Here is a 25,227-nt window from a genome sequence, read left to right as displayed (position 1 = left end):
ATCGTCCGGGACAGCAGCGGAGCCGCCTCGTGATCGGGCGCACGCTCGGGGTTTATTTCGGCCGGCGATTCCTCTCCTCGGTGCTCGGCATCTTCGTCGGGTGCGCGGGGCTGATCATGCTCATCGACCTGCTGGAGCTGTCGCGGCGCGTGGGCGAGCGCGACGTCGATTTCGGCACGCTGGCCCTGCTGGTGTTCTACCGGATGCCGTTCTTCACCGAGCAGCTTCTGCCCTTTGCCGTGCTCTTCGGTGCCATCGGCACCTTCCTCACGCTGTCACGGCGGCTGGAACTGGTGGTGGCCCGCGCGGCGGGCATCTCGGCGTGGCAGTTCATCGCACCCGCCTGCCTGCTCGCCGTGCTGCTCGGCGTGTTCTCGACGACCGTCTACAATCCCGCCTCGGCCGAGTTCAAGGACCGCGCCAGCCGGATGGAGGCGGAGATATTCAACCGGCAGACCGGCCTGTTCTCCACGACCACCGGCGGCTTCTGGATGCGCCAGCAGAGCGTGGACGGGCAGGCGATCATCCAGGCGGCGGCCACCGGCAATGGCGGGCGCGAGCTCACCGGCGTCAACGTCTTCCTGTTCGACGATCACGACAAGCTCATCGAGCGCATCGAGGCGCGCCGGGCTGTCCTCGATGTCGGTGCATGGCGGCTGGAAAATGCGCGCGTCTTAACTCCTGGAATAGGGTTGCAGGAGTATGAGGTCTACATGCTCGCCACCAACCTCACGCCGAATCAGGTCCAGGAAACGCTGCAAAGCGATACCGTTCCGTTCTGGGACCTGCCGGCCGCGATCGACGCGGCAACCCGCGTCGGGTTCGGCGCGGAGCGTTACCGGCTGCAATATCAGAGCCTTCTGGCGCGGCCTATGCTGCTGCTCGCGATGGTACTTATTGCCGCCTCGGTAAGCCTGCGCGTTTTCCGGTTCGGCGGGATCGGGCAGACGATTCTCGGTGGCGTCACCGCCGGCTTTCTGCTTTATGTGTCTACCAAGCTCGCCGAGGACCTTGGCGAGGCCGGGATTGTGCATCCCGTTATTGCAGCGTGGTTTCCAGCGGTCGTTGGGGCACTGATGGGAGTTCTCATCCTGCTTCACCGGGAGGACGGATGAAGGTCGGCAGCGTGATCGCCGGCCAGGCAGAAACGGTGGGCAAGCGGCATCGCCGCCGACTCAACGCTTCTGCCTGTTGGCTGCTCTTCGCGGTAACTTCCGCTACGCTGGTCGCGTTTGGACCGGCGTCGACGGCTTTTGCCCAAAATCCAGGAACCTCGCCTCTCGCGGCGGGAATCGTCGGCAATCGCCAGACGGACCCGAACGCCAAGATGCTCGTGACGGCGGACCAGCTGGTCTACGACAACACGCGCAACGAGGTGATCGCGGAAGGCAACGTCCAGATCTATTACGACGGCGCCGTCCTCGAGGCGAAGCGCGTCGTCTATGACCGCAACAGCAACCGCCTGCGCGCGGAAGGTGGCGTCCGTCTCAAGGACAAGGACGGCACCGTCATCGCCGCCGACAATCTCGACCTGTCGCAGGACTTCACCGACGGCTTCGTGAACTCGCTGCGCATCGACACGGCCGAGGACATGCATTTCGTCGCCGCGCGCGCCGACCGCTCCGGCGGCGACACGACGGTGCTGACCAGCGGCGCCTACACGCCGTGCGAACCCTGTAAGGAAAAGCCTGAGAAGCCGCCGTTCTGGCAGGTGAAGGCCGCCAAGATCATCCACAAAGAAAAAGAACAGATGATCTATTTCGAGGATGCCCGGTTCGAGTTCCTGGGCGTTCCGATCGCGTGGGCTCCCTATATGGAGATGCCGGATCCGACGGTGAAGCGGAAATCGGGCTTCCTGATCCCGACCTTCATCCACACGTCGGAAATCGGCTACGGCGCCTCGATCCCGTATTTCTGGAACATCGCGCCCAACATGGACGTGACGTTCTCGCCGCTCATCGTTTCCAAGCAGGGCGTGATGCTCGAGGGCGAGTTCCGCCACCGGCTGGAGACGGGCAGCTACAGCATCCGCGCGGCCGGCATCGAGCAGCAGGACAAGGACGAGTTCTTCGGTCAGCCCGGCTATCGCGACCAGCGCGGCATGGTCGAGACGCACGGCCGCTTCAACATCAACGAGAACTGGTACTGGGGCTGGGACGGCTGGCTGACGTCGGACGAGACCTTCCTGCAGGACTACAAGCTCATCGGCGAAAACGTCCGCGAGGTCACCTCGCAGCTCTACCTCGTGGGTCAGGGCGACCGCAGCTATTTCGACGCGCGGGCGATGTATTTCACCGGCCTGACCGCCTACGACATCCAGGACCAGCAGCCGGTCATCCACCCGGTGATCGACTACAGCAAGACGCTGGGCGAGTCGGTCTTTGGCGGCCAGTTCAGCTATGACGTCAACTTCACCAGCCTGACGCGCAACGAGATCGACCTGCGCGCCACCTCGGCGGCCTTCGCGCCGACCTTTCCGACGCTCTATGACGGCCCCACCAACCAGTGCGACCTCACCAAGGTCGGCATAGATCCGGCCAAGCAGCGTGAAGACTGCCTGATGCGCGGCATGGCCGGCACCTACACCCGCCTGTCCGGCGTGGTGGACTGGCGCCGGACCGTCATCGACTCGGCCGGCCAGATGTGGACGCCGTTCTTCAACATGCAGCTCGACGTCGCGTCGGTGCAGACCGAGGCCGAGGACTATCCGTGGCTGCCCAGCGGCGACGAGTCGCTCGTGCGCGCCATGCCGGCCGTCGGCCTCGAATACCGCTACCCGTTCATCGCGACGCAGAGCTGGGGAACCCAGACGATCGAGCCCATCGCCCAGGTCATCATCCGCCCGGACGAGAGCGATATCGGCAAGTTCCCGAACGAAGACGCGCAGAGCCTGATCTTCGACGACACCAACCTGTTCGAGATCAACAAATATTCCGGCTATGACCGCGTCGAGGGCGGCGGGCGCGCCAATGTCGGCGTGCAGTACACCGCCAACTTCAACGACGGCAGCCAGATCAACGCGCTGTTCGGCCAGTCCTACCAGCTCTTCGGTAAGAACTCGTACGCCTATGAGGACATGGCGAACACGGGTGCCGAGTCGGGCCTGCAGGACGACGCGTCCGACTATGTCGCGCGCCTCTACTATCAGCCGACCAAGGACTTCTCGGTCATCAACCGCTTCCGTTTCGACCGCGACGACTGGTCGGTCCAGCGCTACGAGGTCGAGGGGCGCGCCCAGCTCTTCAACAAGCTGTCGGTCTCCGCCCTGTACGGCCTGTACACGGCCCAGCCCGAGCTCGGCTATTACGAGGAGCGCGAAGGCATTCTCGGTACCGGCACGCTCAAGCTGAACGAGAACTGGAGCATCCGGGCTGCGGCGCGCTACAACCTTAACCTCGACGAGATCGATTACACGCTGTTCGGCATCTCCTATATCGACGAATGCTTCGGTCTGGCGCTCAGCTACCGCTCGGACTACACCGAGAGCGGCAACCGCCAGCGGGTCGATACGGTCCTCGTGACGATCACCCTCAAGACGCTGGGCGAAGTCGGCTTCCAGACGGATGTCGGATCGGGCTTCGGATCATCGAGCGACAACTGACGGTAAGCGTCGCATTGACGCCACATCCGCCGATCAGAACAGCGTCGATTGCGGGATCGTTCGCCTGACGGCGGACCGGAGGAGAGCGGAACGGAAATGCTCGGACGTGCTTGGAAGCGGGATAGCCGGCCGGACGGCCGGCGTCGGGTGGGTAGCGGGCTCGCCCGGGCACTTGTTGCCGGCTTCGTGGCCTTCGGTGCCGCCACCGCCCTGCCGGCCATGGCCCAGGCCCAGCAGATCCTCGTCATGGTGCAGGGCCAGCCAATCACCAATTTCGACGTCGCGCAGCGCGCCAAGCTGACCCAGCTCACCGAGCGCCGCAACCTCTCCCAGAAGGAAGCGCTCGAGGACCTGATCGACGAGCGGCTCAAGATCATCACCGCCGAGCGCTACGGTATCGTCGCCGATCAGGAAGAGCTGAACCGCATGTTCGCCCGCATGGCGAGCCGTTCCGGCCGCACGGCCGACCAGCTCACCCAGGCGCTCGCCCAGTCCGGCCTCGACGCCCGCATGCTGAAGACCAAGATGCGGGCGGACTATGTGTGGAACAACTATGTGCGCGGCCGTTTCTCCTCGGCCGCCACGGTGCGTGATTCCGACGTGTTCGCCGCCCTTCAGACCAAGGGCGAGGACCTCACCCGCGCCCAGCGCACCACCGAATACACCATCCGCCAGGTCGTCCTGGTCGTCGGCCGCACGGCCAATCCGGCGGAACGTTCGCGGCGCCTCGGCGAGGCCAACAGCCTGCGCAAGACCTTCAACGATTGCGAAGGCAGTGTCGACCGGGTGCGCGGCATGCGCGAGACCGTGGTGCGCGATCCGGTGATCCGCACCAGCGCCGACATGAGCGCTCCCGTGCGCAAGCTCATGGACGAGACGCCGGTCGGCCAGCTCACGCCGCCGGAAGTCACCCGCGCCGGCATCGAGATGGTCGCCATCTGCGCCCGCCGCGAGGTCGTCGGCGAGAGCGCCCAGAAGCGCGAAGTGCGCGCGGAGCTGGAGAACAAGCAGTTCGAGGCGGTCTCCAAGCGCCTGCTCCAGGACGCGCGCAAGTCCGCCATGATCCAGTACCGCCGCTGATACGGCCATGACGCGCGCTTTCTCGCCCGCCCTGGCCCTCTCGGCGGGCGAGCCTGCTGGCATCGGCCCCGATGTCGCCCTCGCCGCCTGGCTGCGGCGGGAAGAGCACCAGCTTCCGCCCTTCTTCATCACCGGCGATGCCGAGCTGCTGCGTGCCCGCGCAGCCCATCTCGGCCTTGCCGTGCCGGTCGTCGCGTGCACTCCCGAAGACGCGGCCGCGCACTTCGCCACTGCCCTGCCCGTCGTCCCCACCGGTCCCGCCGCGACGGCGGCGCCCGGTCGCCCGGATGCGTCGAGCGCGCCGGCCGCGCGTGCGGCGATCGATACGGCCGTGGGGCTCGTCCAGGCGGGACGTGCCGCCGCCATCGTCACCAATCCCATCTCCAAAGCGGTGCTCTACGCCGCCGGCTTCTCCTTTCCCGGCCACACCGAGTACCTCGCCCATCTCTCCGGCGATCCCGCCCCCCGGCCGGTCATGATGATCTGGTCGCCGGAACTCGCCGTGGTGCCGGCCACCATCCATGTGCCGCTCGCCGAGGTGCCTCACCTGTTCTCGCGCGAGCTGCTGGTCGAGACCGCGCGCATCACCGCCCGCGACCTGACCCGCCGCTTCGGCATCGCCGCCCCGCGGCTTGCGATCTGCGGGCTCAATCCGCATGCCGGTGAGGAAGGCACGCTCGGGCTGGAGGACGAGATCGTGACGCGCCCGGCCGTCGAGGCCCTGCGTCAGGAAGGCATCGACGCGCGCGGCCCGCTTCCGGCCGACACGCTGTTCCATGCCGCCGCCCGCAAGACCTACGACGTTGCCATCGGCGCCTATCACGATCAGGTGCTGGCGCCGGTGAAGGCCCTCGCCTTCGACCGCGCGGTGAACGTGACGCTGGGCCTGCCCTTCGTGCGCACCTCGCCCGATCACGGAACGGCGTTCGACATCGCCGGCACCGGCCGCGCCGATCCGTCCAGCCTGATCGAGGCGCTGCGGCTCGCGCGCCGGCTCGCCGACCGCGACAGGGCCGCCTCCGCCGCCCGCCTTCCGGCCTGAGCGGGCGCGGCGCTCATGAGCATCGACGACCTGCCTCCGCTGCGCGAGGTCATCCGGGAGCACGGGCTCTCGGCGCTGAAGTCGCTTGGCCAGAATTTCCTGCTCGACCTCAACCTCACCTCGAAGATCGCCCGCACCGCCGGACGGCTGGAAGACGTGACGGTCGTCGAGGTGGGCCCCGGTCCGGGCGGCCTCACCCGCGCCATCCTCGCACTCGGCGCCCGCAAGGTCGTCGCCATCGAGCGCGACCGGCGCTGCGTGGCCGCGCTGGCCGACGTGGCCGCCCGCTATCCCGACCGGCTGGAGATCGTCGAGGGCGATGCGCTGGAGGCCGACTACCGCGCCCTGGTGTCGGCGGAAGGGCGGGCCTGCATCATCGCCAACCTGCCCTACAACGTCGCCACGCCGCTGCTCGTCGGCTGGCTCTCCGCCGATCCGTGGCCGCCATGGTACGAGAGCCTGACCTTGATGTTCCAGCGCGAGGTCGCCGAGCGCATCGTGGCCGCGCCGGGCACCAATCATTACGGGCGGCTGGCCATCCTCACCGGCTGGCGGGCACAAGCGCGCATCGCCTTCGACGTACCGGCCTCCGCCTTCGTGCCGCCGCCCAAGGTCACCTCCTCCGTCGTGCACATCGTGCCCCGCCCGCATCCCCTTCCCTGCGACCTGCGGGCTCTGGAGCGGGTGACGGAGGCCGCCTTCGGCCAGCGCCGCAAGATGCTGCGCCAGAGCCTGAAGAGCCTCGGCGTGGATGTGGGTGAACTGCTGGGCGTCGCCGGCATCGAGCCGACCGAGCGGGCCGAGCGCGTGCCGGTGGAAGGCTTCGTCGCGTTGGCGAATGCCTGGGTGGCTCTGCGCAAGGGCAGCGCCACCGATGGCAACGCCGGCGGCCCTCAGGACGTCAGCGTCGCCAGTTCCTGATCGAGCCGCTCGACGATCGGCGGCAGGCCGAGCTGGCGTTCGCGGCGCAGGCGCTCGGCGGCGAGGATCGCCTGGAGATTGATGAAGGTCGTGTTGAGATCCTCGTTGACCAGCACGTAGTCATATTCGCGCCAGTGGGCGATCTCGGTGCGGGCGTTCTTCAGGCGCTTCTCGATGACGCCGGAGGCATCCTCCGCCCGCCGCTCCAGCCGCATCTTCAGCTCGTTGGCCGACGGCGGCAGGATGAACACGCCGACGATATCCGCCCGCATGTTCTCGTAGAGCTGCAGCGTGCCCTGATAGTCGATGTCGAACAGCACGTCCTTGCCGGCGGCCAGCGCGTTCTCCACCGGCTCGCGCGGCGTGCCGTAGAAATTGCCGTGCACCTCCGCCGATTCCAGCAGATCGCCGGTCTCGCGCAGCTTCTCGAAACGCTCCCGCTTGATGAAATGGTAGTGGATACCCTCCACCTCGCTCGGACGCCGCTCGCGCGTCGTCACCGAGACCGAGAGATGTATCTCGGGATGCTCCTTCAGCAGGAGCTGCGCCAGCGTCGACTTGCCCGCACCCGAGGGCGAGGACAGCACCAGCATCAGGCCGCGGCGGACGACGGAAATCTGGGAAGGGCTGGTCATGCGCCTCACTCGATGTTCTGGACCTGCTCGCGGAACTGCTCGACCAGCCCCTTCAGCTCCAGCCCGATGGCGGTCAGCGACACGTCGTTGGCCTTGGAGCAGAGCGTGTTGGTCTCGCGATTGAATTCCTGCGCGAGGAAATCCAGCCGTCGCCCCACCGCGCCGCCCTCGCCCAGCATGGCGCGCGCGGCGGCGACGTGGGCGACCAGCCGGTCGAGCTCCTCGCGCACGTCGACCTTGGAGGCGAGCAGCAGCGCTTCCTGATGCAGCCGGTCGGGATCGAAATTCGGGCTGGTGCCGATCAGCGTCCGCACCTGCTCGGCCAGCTTGGCGCGGATCGCCTCGGGCTGGCGGGCGGGGTTCGCCTCCGCCGCCGCGGTGAGCGCGGCGATGCCGTCCAGCCGCTCGTTCAGCACGATGCCCAGCGCGGCGCCTTCCTGCGCGCGCATGGCCGCGAGGTCGGCCAGGGCCTGTTCGAAGCCGGTGACGACCGCCGCCTCGGCGGCGCGGCGTTCGGCCTCGCTTTCCTCGGCCTCGGTGATCTCCATCACGCCCTTGAGGCCGAGCAGGCTCTCCAGCCGCACCGGCGGCGCGTCGAGGTCGGCGGCGATGCGGCGCACCGAGAGCGCCACGGCGCGCAACACGTCCTCGTTGACGCGCACGCTGACGTCCGGGTCGGTCCGCGCGAGGGAGAGATTGGCGTTGACGTTGCCGCGGGCGAGCACGCGCGAGGCGATCTGCTTGAGGCCGGGCTCCAGACCTTCCCAGCCGCCCGGCAGCCGCAACCGGACGTCGAGCCCCTTGCCGTTGACCGATTTCAGTTCCCAGGCCCAGCTCCACGCACCGCTCGTTCCCTGCGTGCGTGCGAAGCCCGTCATGCTGGCCAGCGCCATAAAGTCCCCCTGCCCGCCCCTCGCGGCGGGCGGAACATAACGGCGGGCGGCGCCGGCCTCAAGCCGGCGCGCACCCGCGAGATCGGCCGCGAGATCGGCTCAGTCGATGGCGGTCGCGCCGGTGGTGCCGGAGGTTCCGGCGGGCTGGGCGGTCGGGTCGATCTTGCGGTCACGCTCGATCTGCCGCCAGCGCGCGACGTTGCGGTTGTGCTGCTCCAGCGTCTCGGCGAAGGCATGGCCGCCCGAGCCGTCGGCGACGAAGTAGACGTTCTTGGTTTTCGCCGGCTTGGCGGTCGCCTCCAGCGAGGCGCGACCAGGATTGCCGATCGGCCCCGGCGGCAGCGCGGGAATGGTGTAGGTGTTGAACGGGGTCGGCGTGGAAATGTCGGTGCGCGTCAGCGGGCGCTCCAGCCGGCCCTTGCCGCGCACCAGACCGTAGATGATGGTCGGGTCGGACTGCAGCCGCATCTTCTTGTTCAGACGGTTGAGGAACACGGCCGCCACCTGCGGGCGCTCCTCCGCCACGCCGGTCTCCTTCTCGACGATGGAGGCGAGGATGACCAGTTCCTCCGGCGTCTTCAGCGGCAGGTCGGGATCGCGCTTGGCCCAGACCTCCTTGAGCGTGGCGTCCTGCGTGCGCATCATCCGGCGCAGCAGGTCCTCGCGCGTCGTGCCGCGGGTGATCTTGTAGGTGTCGGGCATCAGGCTGCCTTCGCGCGGCACCTGGCGGATGGCCCCGGAGAGCTCCGCCACCTCGGTCAGCCGCTCGACGATCTGGTCGCTGGTCAGCCCCTCGGGGATCGTGACGGTGTATTCGATCACCTTGCCGGAGACGAGCGTGCCCAGCGCCTGCTGGATCGAGGCGCCCTTGGCGAAGGCATATTCGCCCGCCTTCAGCTTGCCCGAGGCACGGGTGCCGACGGCCGCTCCGACGAAGACCCACTTGTCGTCGATCACGCCCTGCTTCACCAGCAGGTCGGCGATGTCCATAACCCCGTAGTCGTTGGGCACGACCACCGCCTTGTCCTCGGCCAGCGGGCCCGGCGCGTAGTAGCGCGACTTGCCGTACCACAGCGCGCCGCCGCCCAGTACGATGGCGATGAGCAGCAGCGTGAAGAAGGCACTGCCCGCCACGATCACCGGATGGTGCGCATGGCGCGAGGTGCGCCGCTTCTCCGCCGGCTTGGCCGGAGGGGGCGCGCTGGCAGGGGTCGGTGTCGGGGGAATCTGATCGGTCACTGAGTGCCTCGCCTGGGGTGCCTCACCTGAGGCTCATCACCTGGCGTCCGCGAGCCGCGCAACGCAGAGGCAGACTACCCGAAAAAATGGCGAAAGCGGGAACTCTGCCGCCCGGGGAAGCTACGCTTTCCCCGGTATCGTGAACGCCGCGCGATCAGTTCGCGTAGCGCTTGAAGACCAGCGAGGCGTTGGTGCCGCCGAAGCCGAAGGAATTCGACAGCGCGTACTCGACCGGCCGCTTGCGCGCCTTGTGCGGCACGAGGTCGATCGGCGTCTCGACCGACGGATTGTCGAGATTGATGGTCGGCGGAACGATCTGGTCGCGAATCGCCAGCAGCGAGAAGATCGCCTCGATGGCGCCGGCCGCGCCGAGCAGATGCCCGGTCGCCGACTTGGTCGACGACATCGAGGCCGTCGCGGTCGCGTTGCCGAGCAGGCGCTGCACCGCTGCCAGCTCGATCTCGTCGGCCATGGTCGAGGTGCCGTGCGCGTTGATGTAGTCGATCTCGGACGCCGTGATGGCGGCCCGCTTCAGCGCCGCCTGCATGCTGCGATAGGCGCCGTCGCCGTCCTCGGAAGGAGCGGTGATGTGGAAGGCGTCGCCCGACATGCCGTAGCCGACGATCTCGCCATAGATCTTGGCGCCGCGGGCCAGCGCGTGCTCGAGCGCCTCGACCACGACCACGCCGGCGCCCTCGCCCATGACGAAGCCGTCGCGATCCCGGTCATAGGGGCGCGAGGCCTTCTCGGGCGTGTCGTTGAAACCTGTGGACAGCGCGCGGCAGGCGGCAAAGCCGGCGATGCCGATACGGCTGATCGGCGATTCGGTGCCGCCGGCCACCATCACCTCGGCATCGCCGAGCGCGACGAGGCGGGCGGCGTCGCCGATCGCGTGCGCGCCGGTCGAGCAGGCGGTGACCACCGCGTGATTCGGCCCCTTGAGGCCGTGCGCGATCGACACGTAGCCGCCGGCGAGGTTGATCAGCCGGCCGGGAATGAAGAAGGGGGAGACCCGGCGCGGACCGCGCTCCTGCAGCAGAAGGCTGGTCTCGGCGATACCCTGCAGGCCACCGATGCCGGAGCCGATCAGCACGCCGGAAGTGATCTGCTCCTCATAGGTCGAGGGGTGCCACCTGGCGTCGTCGAGCGCCTGCGTGGCCGCCGCCATCGCGTAAACGATGAAGTCGTCGACCTTGCGCTGTTCCTTCGGCTCCATCCACTGATCGGGATTGAACGTGCCGTCGCTGCCGTCCCCACGCGGGACCGAGCAGGCGATCTGGCATGGCAGGTCGCTCACCTCGAAAGTGTCGATGCGGCGTGCGCCGCTCTTGCTTTCGAGAATACGCTCCCAGGTGGTGTCCACGCCGCAGCCGAGCGGCGTCACCATGCCGAGGCCGGTAACGACGACGCGCCTCATCCGATGTCTCCGGAGAACTCTCAAACATAGGCGCCGCGACGGAGAAGCCGCCGCAGCGCGCCGAACGGCCTCAGGCCGCGTTCTTTTCCAGGAACTTGATCGCGTCGCCGACGGTCAGGATCGTCTCGGCGGCGTCGTCCGGGATCTCGCAGTTGAAGGCTTCTTCAAAGGCCATGACCAGCTCGACCGTATCGAGGCTGTCGGCGCCGAGGTCGTCGATGAAGCTCGCATTCTCGGTAACCTTCTCGGGCTCCACGCCCAGATGCTCGGCTACAATCTTCTTCACGCGCTCGGCAATATCGCTCATCGGTTCACCCTCGTCCGTATCCGGAGGTTGCTACGTTGTTCCATCTGGCCCCCGCGCGAACGCGGTTTTGGCGGCCTGTTTTCTGCCCCGAGTTACAGGAAGTGACCGGACTTGTCCGCTTTGGGATCGCGGTGTCCACCCCTGTGAGCCGAGGCGGTCGTTAGCACACTTCAACCGGCAAAACCAGCACCGTAAAGCACTGGTTAACGCCGGTCTCCGCGGGCTGAATCAGATCATCGCCATCCCGCCGTTCACGTGCAGCGTCTGGCCCGTGACATAGGCGGCCTCGCTCGAGGCAAGGTAGACGGCGGCCGCCGCGATGTCCTCGGGCGTGCCGAGGCGCGCGGCCGGGACGGCGGAGAGAATCGCGTCCTTCTGCTTGTCGTTCAGCACGTCGGTCATCGGCGTGGCGATGAAGCCCGGCGCGATGCAGTTCACCGTCACGCCGCGCGCCGCCACTTCCTTGGCGAGCGCCTTGGACATGCCGATCATGCCGGCCTTGGCGGCCGCGTAATTGCCCTGCCCGGCATTGCCGGTCACGCCCACCACCGAGGTGATGCCGATGATGCGGCCGGTGCGGCGGCGCATCATGGAACGGGCGGCGGCGCGGGTCAGGCGGAAGCCGGCGGTCAGGTTCACCGCGATCACCGTGTCCCACATCTCGTCGGTGAGGCGCACGAACAGGCCGTCACGGGTGATGCCGGCGTTGTTGACCAGGATGTCGAGCTCGCCCAACGCCTCCTCGGCCTGCGGGACCAGCTGCTCCACCTGCTCGGTATTGGAGAGATCGCAGGGCAGCACATGGGTGCGCTCGCCGAGTTCGGCGGCGAGCTTCTCCAGCACCTCGCGGCGCGTGCCGGAGAGCGCGACGGTGGCGCCCTGCGCGTGCAGCGCCTTGGCGATCGCCCCGCCGATGCCGCCGGTCGCGCCGGTGACGAGGGCGGTCTTGCCAGTCAGATCGAACACGGAAATCTCCTGAAATCTCTCAAGCCGGGTGCTTCACGCTTCCGCCGGGACGGCGGCGAAGGCGGCGACGTCCTCGGGCGTGCCGACATTCGCGGCGGCAACCTGGCGGGCGATACGCTTGGTGAGGCCGGACAGCACCTTGCCGGTGCCGACCTCGACGAGACGGGTCACGCCCTGCTCCGCCATGAAGGCGACGGATTCGCGCCAGCGCACCGTGCTCGTCACCTGCTTCACCAGCAGCGCGCGGATGGTGTCGGGATCGCTCACCGGCGCGGCGGTCACGTTGGCGACGAGCGCCACCTTCGGCGCGCGCACCTCGACGCCGGCCAGCGCCGCGCGCATGGCGTCAGCGGCGGAGGCGATCAGGCTGCAATGGAAGGGCGCGGACACCGTGAGCAGGATCGCGCGCGAGGCGCCTTCCCGCTTGGCGATCTCGCAGGCGCGCTCGACCGCCGCCGCATTGCCGGAAACCACGACCTGGCCCGGCGCATTGTCGTTGGCGATGTCGCAGACATCGCCCTGCGCCGCCTCGGCGGCCACCGCGGCCACCTTGTCGAAGTCGAGGCCGAGAATGGCGGCCATCGCGCCGGTGCCCACCGGCGTCGCCGCCTGCATGGCGGTGCCGCGCAGGCGCAGCAGGCGGGCGGTGTCGGCGATCGAGATCGAACCGGCGGCGGCCAGAGCCGAATATTCGCCCAGCGAATGGCCGGCCACGAAGGCCGCGTCGCGCGCGAGGTCGAGACCCGCCTCGCTCTCCAGCACGCGCAGCGCGGCGAGCGAGGCCGCCATCAGCGCCGGCTGGGTGTTGGCGGTCAGCGTCAGCGTCTCGATCGGCCCGTTCCACATGACGGAGGACAGCTTCTCGCCGAGAGCCTCGTCCACTTCGTCGAACACGGCCCGGGCCGCGGCGAAGTTCTCGGCGAGGGCCTTGCCCATGCCGACGACCTGGCTGCCCTGGCCGGGAAATACGTAGGCGCTGCTCATGACGTCGCGTGGTCCATTCGTTAGAATTGGCGCGGGCAGGAACACTGACCAGCGCGCCGTGTCAAGTTCGGCACCCTTCCGCTGCGCCGCGCAAGGGCCGTGCGCCTTGATTTCCGGTGCATTTCGCGTATAAGCGCGCCCACTGTCGGTCCCGGCCGGGGGCTGAACGGACGGTTGCGCGCGTCGATTTCCCTATAGGGGAAGCGGCCGGCGCGGCAGGAGACTCAAGGGTCTTCGTCGTCCCGTGTCCCCGCCTTCGAGATATTTCGAGCCTTTCCGGGGCTCGAAGGGCTCGGCGTCGGGACGATGGCCGCAATAGTGCGGAACATTAGGAAAGGCACGAGACATGGCTCTCTACGAGCATGTGTTCCTCGCGCGCCAGGACGTGACGGCGCAGCAGGTCGAGGAACTCACCGCCCGCTTCAAGGGCGTTATCGAGGCGAATGGCGGCTCGGTCCAGAAGACCGAGTACTGGGGCGTGAAGACCCTCACCTATCGCATCCGCAAGAACCGCAAGGCGCACTTCTCGCTGCTCAACATCGACGCCCCGGCCGCTGCCGTGGCCGAGATGGAGCGCCAGATGCGCATCGACGAGGACATCCTCCGCTTCCTGACGATCCGCGTCGAGGAGCTCGAGGAAGGCCAGTCGGTCATGCTGCAGAAGCGCGACCGCGACGATCGCGGCGAGCGCGGCTTCGGTGATCGCGGCTTCGGCGGCGACCGCGGCTTCGGTGGCGGACGCGGCTTCGGCGGCGACCGTGGTGATCGCGGCCCGCGCCGTGATCGTGAAGAGGCTCCGGCCAACGTGGAGACTGAGTGATGGCTTTCGGTGGCACCGGCGGCTCGTCCGCGAACACGGGCGCGCGTCGCCCCTTCTTCCGCCGTCGCAAGACCTGCCCGTTCTCCGGCGCCAACGCGCCGAAGATCGACTACAAGGACGTGCGGCTGCTGCAGCGCTACATCTCCGAGCGCGGCAAGATCGTCCCCTCGCGCATCACGGCGGTCTCCGCCAAGAAGCAGCGCGAGCTCGCCCAGGCCATCAAGCGCGCGCGCTTCCTCGGCCTGCTGCCCTTCGTGATCCGCTGATCGCGTAAGATTTTCCGTCCCCGGCTCCGGCCGGGGACGTTTCGACCTTTATTTTCCGACAGGTCCGCGGGGACATTCCCGAAGGACCTTGGCTGGGGCGGACGATGATCCGCTCCTAACCGCTCGGAGCGGGACAGCTCGTCGATGGTTCAGAACTGGCTCATAGCCTTCGGCGCCGGCGCGGCGTCAGCCCTTCTGGTGGCGACAGTGGCCACCGGCAGCGCCTTGGCTTTGCCCCTGTTCTATCTCGCGCCGCTTCCCGTCCTCATCGTCGGCCTCGGCTGGAATCACCTCTCCGCGCTGGTCGCCGCCTCCGCGGCGGCGGTCGCCATCGGCGTCTTCTTCGGGCTGGAGCTGCTGCTCGCCTATGTCGCCGGCGTGGGCCTGCCGGCCTATGTGCTCTCCTATCTCGCGCTGATGGCGCGGCAGGAGCAGCCGGACGGCCCGCTCGAATGGTTCCCCGTCGGCCGCATCGTGCTCGCCGCCGCCATTCTCGGCTGCCTGGCCGTCGCCGCGCTGATCCCGCTCGTGGCCGGCAGCGTCGAAGGCTATCAGGCGGCGTTGCGCTCGCTGTTCCAGGCGATGTTCGAGGAGAATCCGGGCGCGGGCAGCGCCGACATGGAGCGGCTGGTCGACCTGCTGGTCCTCGTCATGCCCCCGGCCGCCGCCGTGGTGACGATGGTCACGCAGCTCGCCAATCTCTGGCTCGGCGCCCATGTCGCCCGCGTGTCCGGGCGCCTCATCCGCCCGTGGCCGGACCTCGCCGCCATTGCCCTGCCGCGCGCCAGCGTGGCGCTGCTGGCCGGCACGCTCATCGCCGCCAGCCTCGCCGGCGGCTTCGTCGGCCTGCTGGCCGAGCTGTTCAGCGCCACGCTGGTCATGGCCTTCGCGCTCGTCGGCATCGCGGCGATCCACTGGATCACCCGTGGCGCCGCCGGACGGACGCTGGTCATCGCCACGGTGTGGATCGCCGCGCTGGCGCTGGGCTGGCCCTTCGCGGCGCTCGCCCTGCTCGGCCTCGCCGAAACCCTCTTCGGCCTTCGTGGCCGCTTCCGGCGCGGGAACCCCTCCGGGGGACCGCCGGCGGCCAATGACGGCTGACCCCCCTCATTCCTGAAATCTGACGAATCGAATGGAGAACTGAAATGGAAGTCATTCTGCTGGAGCGCGTGGCCAAGCTTGGCCAGATGGGTGAAGTCGTCCGCGTCAAGGACGGCTACGCCCGCAATTTCCTCCTCCCCTCGGGCAAGGCGCTGCGCGCCACCAAGGACAACAAGACCCGCTTCGAATCGATGAAGGCCCAGCTCGAGACCCGCAACCTCGAACTGAAGAACGAGGCCACCAAGGTCGGCGAGAAGCTGAACGGCACGATCGTGGTGCTCGTGCGCCAGGCCGGCGAGACCGGCCAGCTCTACGGCTCGGTGTCGACCCGCGACATCGCCGAGGCGCTGACCGCCGCCGGCTTTACCGTCGAGCGCAAGCAGATCGTCCTCAACCACCCGATCAAGACCATCGGCCTGCACGAGGTGCCCGTCACCCTGCACCCGGAAGTCGAAGTGTCGGTCCGCGCCAACGTCGCCCGCAGCGCCGAGGAAGCCGAGCGCCAGTCGCGCGGTGAAGACCTCACCGTCATCCGCGACGAGGAGGACGAGGACGAATACTTGGAGGAGGCTCCGGCCGAGGCCGAGACCGAGGCTGAGGCCGAACAGGCCTGAAGCAATTACCCTGCGGAATACGTCGAATTGCGTAGCCCGGCCGCTTGCGGCCGGGCTTTTTTGCATGCGTGGCAACGTTTGGATTGTTGCGAGGAGGAAAATGTTGTGATGCAATGATTTGCACATCATGAACATGCCCACGCGATGGGCAGGCGGTCTTCACGCGGGGACGCCCCTTAGTGGTTTGTCGTCGCCGACTGCCGGTACCGTTGGAGTTGGCCGATGGAACGGTTGCTCTCGCAGGTTCTTGCGCGCGTCGTGCGCCGCGGTTCCGTTGTCGTCACTTTCGCTTCCGGCACGCGCGCCACCTTCGGCGACGGAACGGGCGAACCTCTCGAAGTCCGCTTCACTTCCGACGCCTGGCAACGCCAGATCGCCCTCGACCCCGAGCTGAAGCTCGGCGAGGCGTTCATGGAAGGCGGTCTGGTGATCGAGCGGGGCGACATCGCCCAGCTTCTCGCCCTGCTCATGGCGCAGGTGGGGCTCCAGGTCCCCAGCGCCAGCGCCAAATTCCTTATGAAGCTGCGCTTCCTGTTCCGCCGGCTGGCGCAGTTCAATCCGCGCGACCGCTCGCAGAAGAACGTCGCGCACCATTACGATCTCGACGGGCGGCTCTATTCGCTGTTCCTCGATGCCGACCGGCAATATTCCTGCGCCTATTTCGAGACGCCCGACCAGTCGCTCGACGACGCGCAGCTCGCCAAGAAGCGGCACATCGCGGCCAAGCTGCTGTTCGACAAGCCCGACCTCACCGCGCTGGACATCGGCTGCGGCTGGGGCGGCATGGGGCTCTACCTCGCCGGGCATACGGGGGCACAGGTGACGGGCGTCACCCTCTCGCAGGAACAGCTCGGTGTCGCCCGGTGCCGCGCCGAGGAGCGCGGCCTCGCCGAACGCGCCGACTTCCGCCTGCAGGACTATCGGGACGTGCCCGGCCCGTTCGACCGCATCGTCTCGGTCGGCATGTTCGAGCATGTCGGCGTCGGCCATTACGACGAGTATTTCGGCAGGGTGGCGGAGCTTCTGAAGGATGACGGCGTGGCGCTGATCCACTCCATCGGCCGTTCGGAAGGCCCCGGCATCACCAATCCGTGGATCGCCAAGTACATCTTCCCCGGCGGTTACATCCCGGCCTTGTCGGAGGTGCTTCCCGCCATCGAGCGCGCGGGTCTCTTCGTCACCGACATCGAGATCCTGCGCCTGCACTATGCCGAGACGCTGAAGGCGTGGCGCGAGCGCTTCCTGGCGCATCGCGAGGAGGTGGAGCGGCTCTATGATTCGCGCTTCGTGCGGATGTTCGAATTCTATCTCGCCTCGTCCGAGATGGCGTTCCGCCATCAGGGAATGATGATCTTCCAGATCCAGCTCGCCAAGCGCGAGGGCGTGGTGCCGCTGACGCGCAACTACATCGCCGAAGCCGAGACAGCCTTGCGCAGGATCGAACGCGAGAACCGTCCCGGCCTGCGGCTGGCGGGGGAATAGCGCCCCCGCCTCGGGGCGGCTCGGGAGGCCGGAGGGCGTCAAGCAAGATTTAGCTTTCCACAGGCCCTCCACAGGACAAAATGAGGCGTGCGCGATTCACCCCGGACTCGGCGCCGGGGTGAAGGTAGCTGTTGCAGCAGCCCATCCGCACCCGGAAGAGATATGCTCGATTCCCCTGCCCGCCCCGCGGCGGAGACAGACGCGACCTATCGCACCGCCCCGCACAACATCGAGGCGGAACAGGCGCTGCTGGGCGCGATCCTCGTGAACAACGAGGCGTTCTACCGGGTCTCGGACTTCCTGGAGCCGCGCCATTTCTTCGAGCAGATCCATGTGGCGATCTATGAGACCACGGCGGCGCTGATCCGCGCCGGCAAGGTGGCGACGCCGGTCACGCTCAAGACCTTCCTGCCGGGCGAGTTCGACATCGCCGGCCTCACCGTGCCGCAATATCTCGCCCGCCTCGCCGCCGAGGCGACGACGATCATCAACGCCGAGGATTACGGCCGCACCATCTACGACCTCTCGGTGCGCCGCGACCTGATCGCCATCGGCGAGGAGATCGTCAACGAGGCCTACGAGGCCCCGGTCGACGCCACCCCGCAGGAGCAGATCGAGGAGGCCGAGAAGCGCCTCTACGAGCTCGCCGAGACCGGGCGCTACGACGGCGGCTTCATGCGCTTCAACGACGCGCTGAAGGAAGCGGTCGACATGGCCAGCCGCGCCTTCCAGCGCGACGGTCATCTGTCCGGCACCGCCTCGGGCCTCGACGATCTCGACCAGATGATGGGCGGCCTGCAGCCGTCCGACCTCATCATCCTCGCCGGCCGTCCGGCGATGGGAAAGACCTCGCTCGCCACCAACATCGCCTTCAACGTCGCCGCCGCCTACCAGTCGGAGACGCTGCCGGACGGCTCGATCCGGCCGCTCAACGGCGGCGTGGTCGGCTTCTTCTCGCTGGAAATGTCGGCCGAGCAGCTCGCCACCCGTATCCTCGCCGAGCAGGCCGAGATCGCCTCCTACAAGATCCGCCGCGGCGACATCTCCGAGCACGAGTTCGACAAGCTCGCCAGCTGCGCGCAGATGATGCAGACGATCCCGCTCTACATCGACGACACCGGCGGCATCTCCATCGCCCAGCTGCGGGCCCGCGCCCGCCGGCTCAAGCGCCAGCGCGGGCTGGACTTCATGGTCGTCGACTACCTCCAGCTGCTCACCGGCTCCTCCAAGAGCTCGTCGCAGGGCCGCGTGCAGGAGATCACCGAGATCACCACCGGCCTCAAGGCGCTCGCCAAGGAACTCGGCGTGCCGATCATGGCGCTGTCCCAGCTCTCGCGTCAGGTCGAGGCGCGCGACGACAAGCGTCCGCAATTGTCCGACCTTCGCGAATCCGGCTCGATCGAGCAGGATGCCGACGTGGTGATGTTCGTGTTCCGCGAGGAATATTACCTCAAGAGCCGCGAGCCGAAGGAAGGCACCGAGGAATGGTTCAAGTGGGACCAGGACATGAAGGCGGCGCAGGGCATCGCCGAGGTAATCATCGGCAAGCAGCGCCACGGCCCCACCGGAACGGTGAAGGTCGCCTTCGAGGCCCAGTACACCCGCTTCTCCACGCTGGCCCAGAACGACCGGCTGCCCGAGCATTGAGTTCGCCATCGTGACCAGCCACGACATTACCAGCCACGACATTCCCCCGCCCGAAGCCGGCGGCGTCCTCACCGTCGACCTCGCGGCCCTGCGCGCCAATTACGAGGAGATCGCCCGCCGCGTGACGCCGGCCGCCTGCGCGGCGGTGGTGAAGGGCGACGGCTACGGCATCGGCCTCGTGCCGGCGGCCTCGGCGCTCTGGCAGGCGGGAGCGCGCACCTTCTTCGTCGCGCTGCTCAGCGAGGCGCGCGAGCTGCGCAACCTGCTCCCCGAGGCCGAGATCTTCGTGCTCAACGGGCTCTTCCCCGGCACCGAGGCGGCCTATCGCGACAAGCGGCTGTGCCCGGTTCTCGGCAGCGTGTCGGAAATCGAGCGCTGGAGCGCGTTCTGCGAAGATACAGGCACCGCCCTGCCCGCCGCCGTCCATGTCGACACCGGCATGAACCGGCTCGGCCTGTCGGCGACGGAGGCGGTGAACCTCGCCGAGGGGCGCGACGAGATCGGCTTCACGCTGGCCCTGCTGATGAGCCACCTCGCCTGCGCCGACGAGCCCGACCATCCGCTGACCGCCCGCCAGCTCGAGGATTTCCGGGCCATCGCCGCGCTGTTCCCGGACGTGCGGGCGTCGCTCGCCAATTCGGCCGGCGCGCTCGGCGATCGCGCGCTGCATTTCGATCTCGTACGGCCGGGCATCGCCGTCTATGGCGGCCGCCCGCGCAAGGATGTCGCGCCGCTGCGGCCGGTGGTGCGGCTGGAGCTGCGGATCGCGCAGGTGCGCCATGTGCACGAGGGTGAGACGGTCGGCTACGGCGCCGCGCATACCGCCCTGCGCCCGTCGCGCGTCGCCATCCTCTCGGCCGGTTATGCCGACGGCATTCCCCGGCTGGCCGGCGCCTCGGATCTCCGTCCCGGCGCCGAGGCGGTGGTGGCGGGTCATCGCTGCCCGCTGATCGGCCGCATCTCGATGGACCTCCTCGCCCTCGACATCACCGAGGTGCCCGAGGATGCCGTCTCCCCGGGCGACTTCGCCACCCTGCTCGGCGACGGGCTCGGCCTCGAGGACCTGGCGCGCCATTCCGCCACCATCGACTACGAGATCCTCACCTCCCTCGGCCGGCGCTATCACCGCCGCTGGGTATAGCGCACGCACCCGCGAATTTGATCCCTGTTTGTTCTCGCGCCAAATGGCGGTAGAACCTCGACGGATCGATTCAATCCGGATTTCCGACCGCCCATGGCCAAACGCGCCGCCTCCTTCATCTGCCAGATCTGCGGCGCGGTGCATTCGCGCTGGCAGGGGCGCTGCGATTCCTGCGGCGCGTGGAACTCCATCGCCGAGGAAACCGCCGCCTCCGATACCTTGCCCGCCAATCTGCGCGGCGGGCGCAAGGGCCGGCTCATCGCGCTGGAGAGCCTGTCGGGCACCTCGGAGGACGCTCCCCGCGTGCGCGTCGGCATCTCCGAGCTCGACCGGGTGGCCGGCGGCGGGCTGGTGCCTGGCTCGGTGCTGCTGATCGGCGGCGATCCCGGCATCGGCAAGTCGACCCTGCTGATCCAGGCCTCGGCCGCGCTGGCCAATGCGGGACACCGCATCATCTATGTCTCGGGCGAAGAAGCGGTGGCGCAGGTGCGCCTGCGCGCCGAGCGCCTCGGTCTGGCCGGCTCGTCGGTCGAGCTCGCCGCCGAGACCAATGTCGAGGACATCGTCGCCACCCTCTCCGAGGGCAAGCGCCCCGCTCTGGTCGTGATCGATTCCATCCAGACCATGTGGACCGACACGGTGGAATCCGCCCCCGGCACGGTCACGCAGGTGCGTTCCTCGGCGCAGATCCTCATCCGCTACGCCAAGCGCGCCGGCGCCGCGGTCATCCTCGTCGGCCATGTCACCAAGGATGGCCAGATCGCCGGCCCGCGCGTGGTCGAGCACATGGTCGACGCGGTGCTCTCCTTCGAGGGCGACGGCGCCCATCATTTCCGCATCCTGCGGGCGCAGAAGAACCGCTTCGGGCCCACCGACGAGATCGGCGTGTTCGAGATGACCGGCCTCGGCCTGCGCGAGGTAGCCAACCCCTCCGAGCTGTTCCTCTCGAACCGCGACAGCGGCGCCCCCGGCACGGCCGTCTATGCCGGCATGGAGGGCACCCGCCCGGTGCTGGTGGAAATCCAGGCGCTTGTCGTGCCGACGAGCCTCGGCACGCCACGCCGCGCCGTCGTCGGCTGGGACCCGAGCCGGCTCTCCATGGTGCTGGCGGTTCTGGAAGCGCGCTGCGGCATCAAGCTCGGCGCCCATGACGTGCACCTCAACGTCGCCGGCGGCTTCCGCATCAGCGAGCCGGCCGCCGACCTCGCCGTGGCGGCCGCCCTCGTCTCCTCGCTGTCGGGCGCCGTGCTGCCCGCCGACAGCGTCTATTTCGGCGAGGTGAGCCTCACCGGCGCGGTGCGCGCCGTGCCGCATTCCGTCGCCCGGCTCAAGGAAGCCGCCAAGCTGGGATTCAACCGCGCCGTCGCGCCGGAAGCCAAGGGGTCCGGCAAGAACGCGGACAAGGGCGCGGGCAAGGGAAACGGAGCCTCGAAGGAGACGCAGGAGCCTCCCCTCGCCATCGATACCGTCACCTCTCTTGGGGATATCGTCGCCAACATCGCCGCCCGGGGCCGCCGCAGCGCCTCCCGCGAGCGGCAAGAGGGATGACGGACGCCCTGCTCCGCGCTATACGTCGCGCGGTCCCTTACGGGGCCGGAACAGCGCAGATTCGCTGCGCTTTCCTGTCGAAAGCCGCTAGGATCACGGTGCGCTCGTCTTGACGTTGCTCGACATCATCCTTGTCGCCGTGATGGTGATCTCCGGCCTTCTGGCCATGGTGCGCGGGTTCGTGCGCGAGGTCTTCGCCATCGCCTCCTGGGTCGCCGCGGCGATCGTCACCCTCTACGCCTATCCCCACGTCCTGCCGCTGGCGAAGCAGTATATCGCCAACGACACCTTCGCGATGGCCGCGAGCGTGGGTGCGGTGTTCCTCCTCACCCTGCTGATCGTCTCGATCATCACGGTGCGGATTTCGGACCTCGTGCTCGACAGCCGCATCGGCGCGCTGGACCGCACGCTGGGCTTCCTCTTCGGCCTCGCCCGCGGCTTCCTGATCATGGTTGTGGCCTTCCTGTTCTTCAACTGGCTGGTCCAGAACGAGCAGGGCCAGCCGGACTGGATTCGCGACGCGCGGGCGAAGGTGGTCTTGCAAAGTGCGGGTGACTGGCTCATCTCCGTATTGCCGGAAGATCCCGAGAGCCTGATACGCGACATTCGCAACTCGAAGGAAGCCGAGCCGAACGAGCCGCCGCCGGAGCCCTTCAATCCGGGCACGGCCCCGGCCACTCCCGGCCCGGCGTCGCCGCCGGCGCCTTAATTCGACCGCGCCCGTGGGACAAAGCCGTCCCGGGGCGCTGTTGCATTTGAGCTAGTGGAGCGGGCGCAGCCTCGAACTGCGCCGAGGAGCGATGGTCCTATGGCCGACCTGACTGTTGACGACGTGGCGCCGAAATCGGCGGTGGCCGACGATTTCTACGACGACTACGGGGACACGCTGCGCGAGGAGTGCGGCGTGTTCGGCATTTACGGGCACCCCGACGCCGCGGCGATCACTGCCCTCGGCCTGCACGCCCTGCAGCATCGCGGGCAGGAGGCGGCCGGCATAACCACTTATGACGGCAGCCGTTTTCACTCGGAACGCCGCCTCGGCCTCGTCAGCGACGCCTTTTCCGACGGCGACGCGATCAAGCGCCTGCCCGGCCATATCGCGGTCGGCCATGTCCGCTACTCGACGACCGGCGAGACCATCCTGCGCAACGTGCAGCCGCTCTTCGCCGAGCTCGACGGCGGCGGGTTCGCCATCGCCCACAACGGCAACCTGACCAACGGCCTCACCCTGCGCCGCCAGCTCATCCGTGACGGCGCCATCTGCCAGTCGACCTCCGACACCGAGGTGATGCTCCACCTCGTCGCCCGCTCCAAGCGCCCCCGCTTCACCGAACGCTTCGTCGACGCCCTGCGCTCCATCGAGGGCGCCTATGCCTTCGTCGGCCTCACCAACAAGAAGCTGGTGGGCGCCCGCGACCCGCTCGGCATCCGCCCGCTGGTGCTCGGCGAACTCGACGGCCACCCGATCCTGACCTCCGAGACCTGCGCTCTCGACATAATTGGTGCGCGCCATGTGCGCGACATCGAGCCGGGCGAGGTCATCGTCTTCTCCTCCGACAAGGTGGAGACGCTGCGCCCCTTCGGCAGCGTGCCGCCGCGCCCCTGCATCTTCGAGTACATCTATTTCGCCCGCCCGGACTCGGTCGTGGGCGGCCGCTCGGTCTACCAGGTCCGCAAGACCATGGGCATGCAGCTCGCCGCCGAGGCGCCGGCCGATGCCGACCTCGTGGTGCCGGTGCCGGACTCCGGCGTGCCGGCCGCCATCGGCTTCTCGCAGGCTTCTGGCCTTCCCTACGAGCTGGGCATCATCCGCAACCACTATGTGGGCCGCACCTTCATCCAGCCGACCCAGTCGGTGCGCGACCAGGGCGTGCGGATGAAGCACTCGGCCAACCGCGCCGTCGTCGAGGGCAAGCGCATCGTGCTGATCGACGACAGTCTGGTGCGTGGCACGACGTCGGTCAAAATCGTCCGCATGATGCGCGAGGCCGGGGCGCGCGAGGTGCATTTCCGCATCTCCTCGCCGCCGATCACCCACCCCGACTATTACGGCATCGACACGCCGGACCGCGACAAGCTGCTCGCCGCGACGCATGACCTCGAAGGCATGCGCCGCTACATCGGCGCCGACAGCCTCGCCTTCCTCTCCATCGACGGCATCTACAAGTCGATGGGCTATGAGGGCCGCGATCCCGTGTGCCCGCAGTTCACCGATCACTGCTTCACCGGCGAGTATCCGACCCCGCTGACCGACCGCGAAGGCGAGGTTTCGCCGCGCCAGCTCTCCCTGCTGGCCGAGGCGAGCTGACACGCCGTGGTCGAGCTTCGGGAATGGCATCGCGGCCGCCTCATCGACCACATCCAGCTGGTGGTGAAGGATCTCGAGGCCTGCCGCCGCTTCTACGGCGCCGCGCTTGAGGTGCTCGGCATCCCGGTGGTCGACGGCGAAGGCTATTTCTTCGCCGACGAACTCTTCGTCAGCGCCGGCGAGCCGACCACGGGCCGCGCCCACCTCGCCTTCCAGGCGCCGGACGAGGAAACCGTGCGGCGCTTCCACGCCGCCGCCCTGAACGCCGGCGGGCGCGACAATGGCGCGCCGGGCCTGCGGGACTATCATCCCGGCTATTACGCCGCCTTCGTGCTCGACCCCGAAGGCAACAACATCGAAGCGGTCACTCACGGCCCCGCCCGGCGTTCCGCGCCGTCGGTGGTCATGACCGACGACACGTAAGCGTTCGAGGAAACCCCATGCCGGATATCCCTGTGGCGGACACGTCCGCGCGCCCGCTCGCCGGGCGCATCGCCCTCGTCACCGGCGCCACCCGCGGCATCGGCCAGGCGACCGCCCTCGCCCTCGCCGAGGCCGGCGCGCACATCGTCGCCATCGGCCGCACGACCGGCGCGCTGGAGGAGCTCGACGACGCCATCGTCACGGCCGGCTCCACCGCGACGCTGGTGCCACTCGACATGAAGGACGGCGAGGGCATCGACCGGCTCGGCGGCGCTCTCTACGAGCGCTTCGGCAAGCTCGACATCTTCGTCGGCAATGCCGGCGTGCTCGGCCCGATGACGCCGCTGGCGCAGATCGATCCCAAGGAGTGGGACGACACGCTGGCCGTGAACCTGACCGCCAACTGGCGCCTCGTGCGCTCGCTCGATCCGCTGCTGCGCCTGTCGACCGCCGGCCGCGCCGTGCTGGTCTCCTCCGGCGCCGCGCACAAGGCGCGGGCCTATTGGGGGCCCTATTCCATCACCAAGGCTGCGGTGGAAGTGCTGGCCCGCACCTGGGCGGCGGAGGTGATGAACATCTCGAACCTCAAGGTGAACCTCATCAACCCCGGGCCGATCCGCACCCGCATGCGCGCCAAGGCCTTCCCGAGCGAGGACCCGAACACCCTCCCGGCCCCGGAAGAGGTCGCCGCCGCCATCCTCGCCCTCTGCCTGCCGGGCTTCGAGGAAACCGGCCGCCTCTACGACTTCCCCACCCGCAGCCTCAAGGCGTTCCCGGTTCCGGTGTGAACGC

24 protein-coding genes are annotated in these 25,227 nt (G+C 68.2%); 17 read left to right on the top strand and 7 right to left on the bottom strand.

The window, feature by feature from the left end:
• The first annotated feature begins 29 nt into the window (after positions 1-29).
• The 5 genes from lptG to rsmA all read left to right on the top strand — a co-directional run bounded on the left by lptG (position 30) and on the right by rsmA (position 6,644).
• Positions 30-1,115, top strand: coding sequence for an LPS export ABC transporter permease LptG (lptG, locus tag STARVERO_RS04160; protein ID WP_144342977.1), 1,086 nt, complete (start codon positions 30-32; stop codon positions 1,113-1,115).
• Between the two features lie 212 nt (positions 1,116-1,327).
• Positions 1,328-3,601: an LPS-assembly protein LptD gene (locus STARVERO_RS04155; RefSeq protein ID WP_244616563.1), complete on the top strand. Its 2,274-nt coding sequence runs from the start codon at positions 1,328-1,330 to the stop codon at positions 3,599-3,601.
• A 96-nt stretch (positions 3,602-3,697) separates the two neighbouring features.
• Positions 3,698-4,681 carry a SurA N-terminal domain-containing protein gene (locus STARVERO_RS04150; RefSeq protein ID WP_144342979.1) on the top strand — a complete coding sequence of 328 codons (984 nt, stop codon included), beginning with the start codon at positions 3,698-3,700 and terminating at the stop codon, positions 4,679-4,681.
• 7 nt (positions 4,682-4,688) lie between these two features.
• A complete protein-coding gene (gene pdxA, locus STARVERO_RS04145; protein WP_159598004.1) occupies positions 4,689-5,723 on the top strand; it encodes a 4-hydroxythreonine-4-phosphate dehydrogenase PdxA in 1,035 nt (344 codons plus the stop codon).
• Between the two features lie 15 nt (positions 5,724-5,738).
• Positions 5,739-6,644, top strand: coding sequence for a 16S rRNA (adenine(1518)-N(6)/adenine(1519)-N(6))-dimethyltransferase RsmA (gene rsmA, locus STARVERO_RS04140; RefSeq protein WP_159598003.1), 906 nt, complete (start codon positions 5,739-5,741; stop codon positions 6,642-6,644).
• On the opposite strand, the gene gmk is transcribed toward rsmA, so the two are convergent.
• The 7 genes from gmk to fabD all read right to left on the bottom strand — a co-directional run bounded on the left by gmk (position 6,617) and on the right by fabD (position 13,085).
• A complete protein-coding gene (gmk, locus tag STARVERO_RS04135) occupies positions 6,617-7,279 on the bottom strand; it encodes a guanylate kinase (RefSeq protein ID WP_159598002.1) in 663 nt (220 codons plus the stop codon). The two genes, rsmA and gmk, sit on opposite strands and share 28 nt — an antisense overlap.
• Positions 7,280-7,284: 5 nt before the next feature.
• Entirely contained in the window at positions 7,285-8,172 is an 888-nt protein-coding gene (locus tag STARVERO_RS04130) for a YicC/YloC family endoribonuclease (RefSeq protein ID WP_159598001.1), read from the bottom strand.
• Positions 8,173-8,271: 99 nt separating this feature from the next.
• A complete protein-coding gene (mltG, locus tag STARVERO_RS04125) occupies positions 8,272-9,411 on the bottom strand; it encodes an endolytic transglycosylase MltG (RefSeq protein WP_159598000.1) in 1,140 nt (379 codons plus the stop codon).
• A gap of 154 nt (positions 9,412-9,565) precedes the next feature.
• Positions 9,566-10,828 carry a beta-ketoacyl-ACP synthase II gene (gene fabF, locus STARVERO_RS04120; RefSeq protein ID WP_159597999.1) on the bottom strand — a complete coding sequence of 421 codons (1,263 nt, stop codon included), beginning with the start codon at positions 10,826-10,828 and terminating at the stop codon, positions 9,566-9,568.
• Positions 10,829-10,898: 70 nt separating this feature from the next.
• A complete protein-coding gene (locus STARVERO_RS04115) occupies positions 10,899-11,135 on the bottom strand; it encodes an acyl carrier protein (RefSeq protein WP_013165911.1) in 237 nt (78 codons plus the stop codon).
• Between the two features lie 228 nt (positions 11,136-11,363).
• Entirely contained in the window at positions 11,364-12,101 is a 738-nt protein-coding gene (gene fabG, locus STARVERO_RS04110) for a 3-oxoacyl-[acyl-carrier-protein] reductase (RefSeq protein WP_144342986.1), read from the bottom strand.
• 33 nt (positions 12,102-12,134) lie between these two features.
• On the bottom strand, positions 12,135-13,085 hold the full coding sequence (gene fabD / locus STARVERO_RS04105) for an ACP S-malonyltransferase (RefSeq protein ID WP_159597998.1): 951 nt from the start codon (positions 13,083-13,085) through the stop codon (positions 12,135-12,137).
• A 346-nt stretch (positions 13,086-13,431) separates the two neighbouring features.
• Between fabD and rpsF the strand changes: the two genes are divergently transcribed.
• The 12 genes from rpsF (at position 13,432) to STARVERO_RS04045 (ending at position 25,223) form a co-directional block, all read left to right on the top strand.
• On the top strand, positions 13,432-13,905 hold the full coding sequence (gene rpsF, locus STARVERO_RS04100; protein ID WP_144342988.1) for a 30S ribosomal protein S6: 474 nt from the start codon (positions 13,432-13,434) through the stop codon (positions 13,903-13,905).
• Positions 13,905-14,171 carry a 30S ribosomal protein S18 gene (rpsR, locus tag STARVERO_RS04095; protein WP_144342989.1) on the top strand — a complete coding sequence of 89 codons (267 nt, stop codon included), beginning with the start codon at positions 13,905-13,907 and terminating at the stop codon, positions 14,169-14,171. The genes rpsF and rpsR overlap by 1 nt, the downstream gene beginning before the upstream one ends.
• A 144-nt stretch (positions 14,172-14,315) precedes the next feature.
• Positions 14,316-15,272, top strand: coding sequence for a DUF2232 domain-containing protein (locus STARVERO_RS04090; RefSeq protein WP_144342990.1), 957 nt, complete (start codon positions 14,316-14,318; stop codon positions 15,270-15,272).
• Between the two features lie 44 nt (positions 15,273-15,316).
• Positions 15,317-15,886, top strand: coding sequence for a 50S ribosomal protein L9 (gene rplI, locus STARVERO_RS04085; RefSeq protein ID WP_144342991.1), 570 nt, complete (start codon positions 15,317-15,319; stop codon positions 15,884-15,886).
• 222 nt (positions 15,887-16,108) lie between these two features.
• Positions 16,109-17,368, top strand: coding sequence for a cyclopropane fatty acid synthase (locus STARVERO_RS04080; RefSeq protein WP_144342992.1), 1,260 nt, complete (start codon positions 16,109-16,111; stop codon positions 17,366-17,368).
• 162 nt (positions 17,369-17,530) lie between these two features.
• Positions 17,531-19,015 (top strand): replicative DNA helicase, encoded by a 1,485-nt coding sequence (locus STARVERO_RS04075; RefSeq protein ID WP_159597997.1) that lies wholly within the window; start codon positions 17,531-17,533, stop codon positions 19,013-19,015.
• 10 nt (positions 19,016-19,025) lie between these two features.
• Positions 19,026-20,156 (top strand): alanine racemase, encoded by a 1,131-nt coding sequence (alr, locus tag STARVERO_RS04070; RefSeq protein WP_244616562.1) that lies wholly within the window; start codon positions 19,026-19,028, stop codon positions 20,154-20,156.
• Positions 20,157-20,249: 93 nt separating this feature from the next.
• Positions 20,250-21,704 carry a DNA repair protein RadA gene (gene radA, locus STARVERO_RS04065; RefSeq protein WP_144342994.1) on the top strand — a complete coding sequence of 485 codons (1,455 nt, stop codon included), beginning with the start codon at positions 20,250-20,252 and terminating at the stop codon, positions 21,702-21,704.
• 109 nt (positions 21,705-21,813) lie between these two features.
• Complete coding sequence (locus STARVERO_RS04060; RefSeq protein WP_144342995.1) at positions 21,814-22,413, top strand: CvpA family protein; 600 nt, start codon at positions 21,814-21,816, stop codon at positions 22,411-22,413.
• Positions 22,414-22,512: 99 nt separating this feature from the next.
• On the top strand, positions 22,513-24,012 hold the full coding sequence (gene purF / locus STARVERO_RS04055) for an amidophosphoribosyltransferase (RefSeq protein ID WP_144342996.1): 1,500 nt from the start codon (positions 22,513-22,515) through the stop codon (positions 24,010-24,012).
• Between the two features lie 6 nt (positions 24,013-24,018).
• Positions 24,019-24,435: a VOC family protein gene (locus tag STARVERO_RS04050; RefSeq protein ID WP_159597996.1), complete on the top strand. Its 417-nt coding sequence runs from the start codon at positions 24,019-24,021 to the stop codon at positions 24,433-24,435.
• A 17-nt stretch (positions 24,436-24,452) separates the two neighbouring features.
• Entirely contained in the window at positions 24,453-25,223 is a 771-nt protein-coding gene (locus STARVERO_RS04045) for an SDR family NAD(P)-dependent oxidoreductase (RefSeq protein ID WP_159597995.1), read from the top strand.
• Positions 25,224-25,227 lie beyond the last annotated feature (4 nt).

The organism is Starkeya nomas, from assembly GCF_902703545.1.
GTDB classification, from domain to species: Bacteria; Pseudomonadota; Alphaproteobacteria; order Rhizobiales; family Xanthobacteraceae; genus Ancylobacter; species Ancylobacter moscoviensis.
This window is presented reverse-complemented; position numbering and strand designations above follow the sequence as displayed.

Bases quoted from the DNA above. Each gene is read 5' to 3' on its own strand.
- STARVERO_RS04155 (WP_244616563.1), top strand. From the start codon at position 1,328: ATGCTCGTGACGGCGGACCAGCTGGTCTACGACAACACGCGCAACGAG.
- STARVERO_RS04150 (WP_144342979.1), top strand. From the start codon at position 3,698: ATGCTCGGACGTGCTTGGAAGCGGGATAGCCGGCCGGACGGCCGGCGT.
- pdxA (WP_159598004.1), top strand. From the start codon at position 4,689: ATGACGCGCGCTTTCTCGCCCGCCCTGGCCCTCTCGGCGGGCGAGCCT.
- rsmA (WP_159598003.1), top strand. From the start codon at position 5,739: ATGAGCATCGACGACCTGCCTCCGCTGCGCGAGGTCATCCGGGAGCAC.
- gmk (WP_159598002.1), bottom strand. From the start codon at position 7,279: ATGACCAGCCCTTCCCAGATTTCCGTCGTCCGCCGCGGCCTGATGCTG.
- STARVERO_RS04130 (WP_159598001.1), bottom strand. From the start codon at position 8,172: ATGGCGCTGGCCAGCATGACGGGCTTCGCACGCACGCAGGGAACGAGC.
- fabF (WP_159597999.1), bottom strand. From the start codon at position 10,828: ATGAGGCGCGTCGTCGTTACCGGCCTCGGCATGGTGACGCCGCTCGGC.
- STARVERO_RS04115 (WP_013165911.1), bottom strand. From the start codon at position 11,135: ATGAGCGATATTGCCGAGCGCGTGAAGAAGATTGTAGCCGAGCATCTG.
- fabD (WP_159597998.1), bottom strand. From the start codon at position 13,085: ATGAGCAGCGCCTACGTATTTCCCGGCCAGGGCAGCCAGGTCGTCGGC.
- rpsF (WP_144342988.1), top strand. From the start codon at position 13,432: ATGGCTCTCTACGAGCATGTGTTCCTCGCGCGCCAGGACGTGACGGCG.
- rpsR (WP_144342989.1), top strand. From the start codon at position 13,905: ATGGCTTTCGGTGGCACCGGCGGCTCGTCCGCGAACACGGGCGCGCGT.
- STARVERO_RS04090 (WP_144342990.1), top strand. From the start codon at position 14,316: ATGGTTCAGAACTGGCTCATAGCCTTCGGCGCCGGCGCGGCGTCAGCC.
- rplI (WP_144342991.1), top strand. From the start codon at position 15,317: ATGGAAGTCATTCTGCTGGAGCGCGTGGCCAAGCTTGGCCAGATGGGT.
- STARVERO_RS04080 (WP_144342992.1), top strand. From the start codon at position 16,109: ATGGAACGGTTGCTCTCGCAGGTTCTTGCGCGCGTCGTGCGCCGCGGT.
- STARVERO_RS04075 (WP_159597997.1), top strand. From the start codon at position 17,531: ATGCTCGATTCCCCTGCCCGCCCCGCGGCGGAGACAGACGCGACCTAT.
- radA (WP_144342994.1), top strand. From the start codon at position 20,250: ATGGCCAAACGCGCCGCCTCCTTCATCTGCCAGATCTGCGGCGCGGTG.
- purF (WP_144342996.1), top strand. From the start codon at position 22,513: ATGGCCGACCTGACTGTTGACGACGTGGCGCCGAAATCGGCGGTGGCC.
- STARVERO_RS04045 (WP_159597995.1), top strand. From the start codon at position 24,453: ATGCCGGATATCCCTGTGGCGGACACGTCCGCGCGCCCGCTCGCCGGG.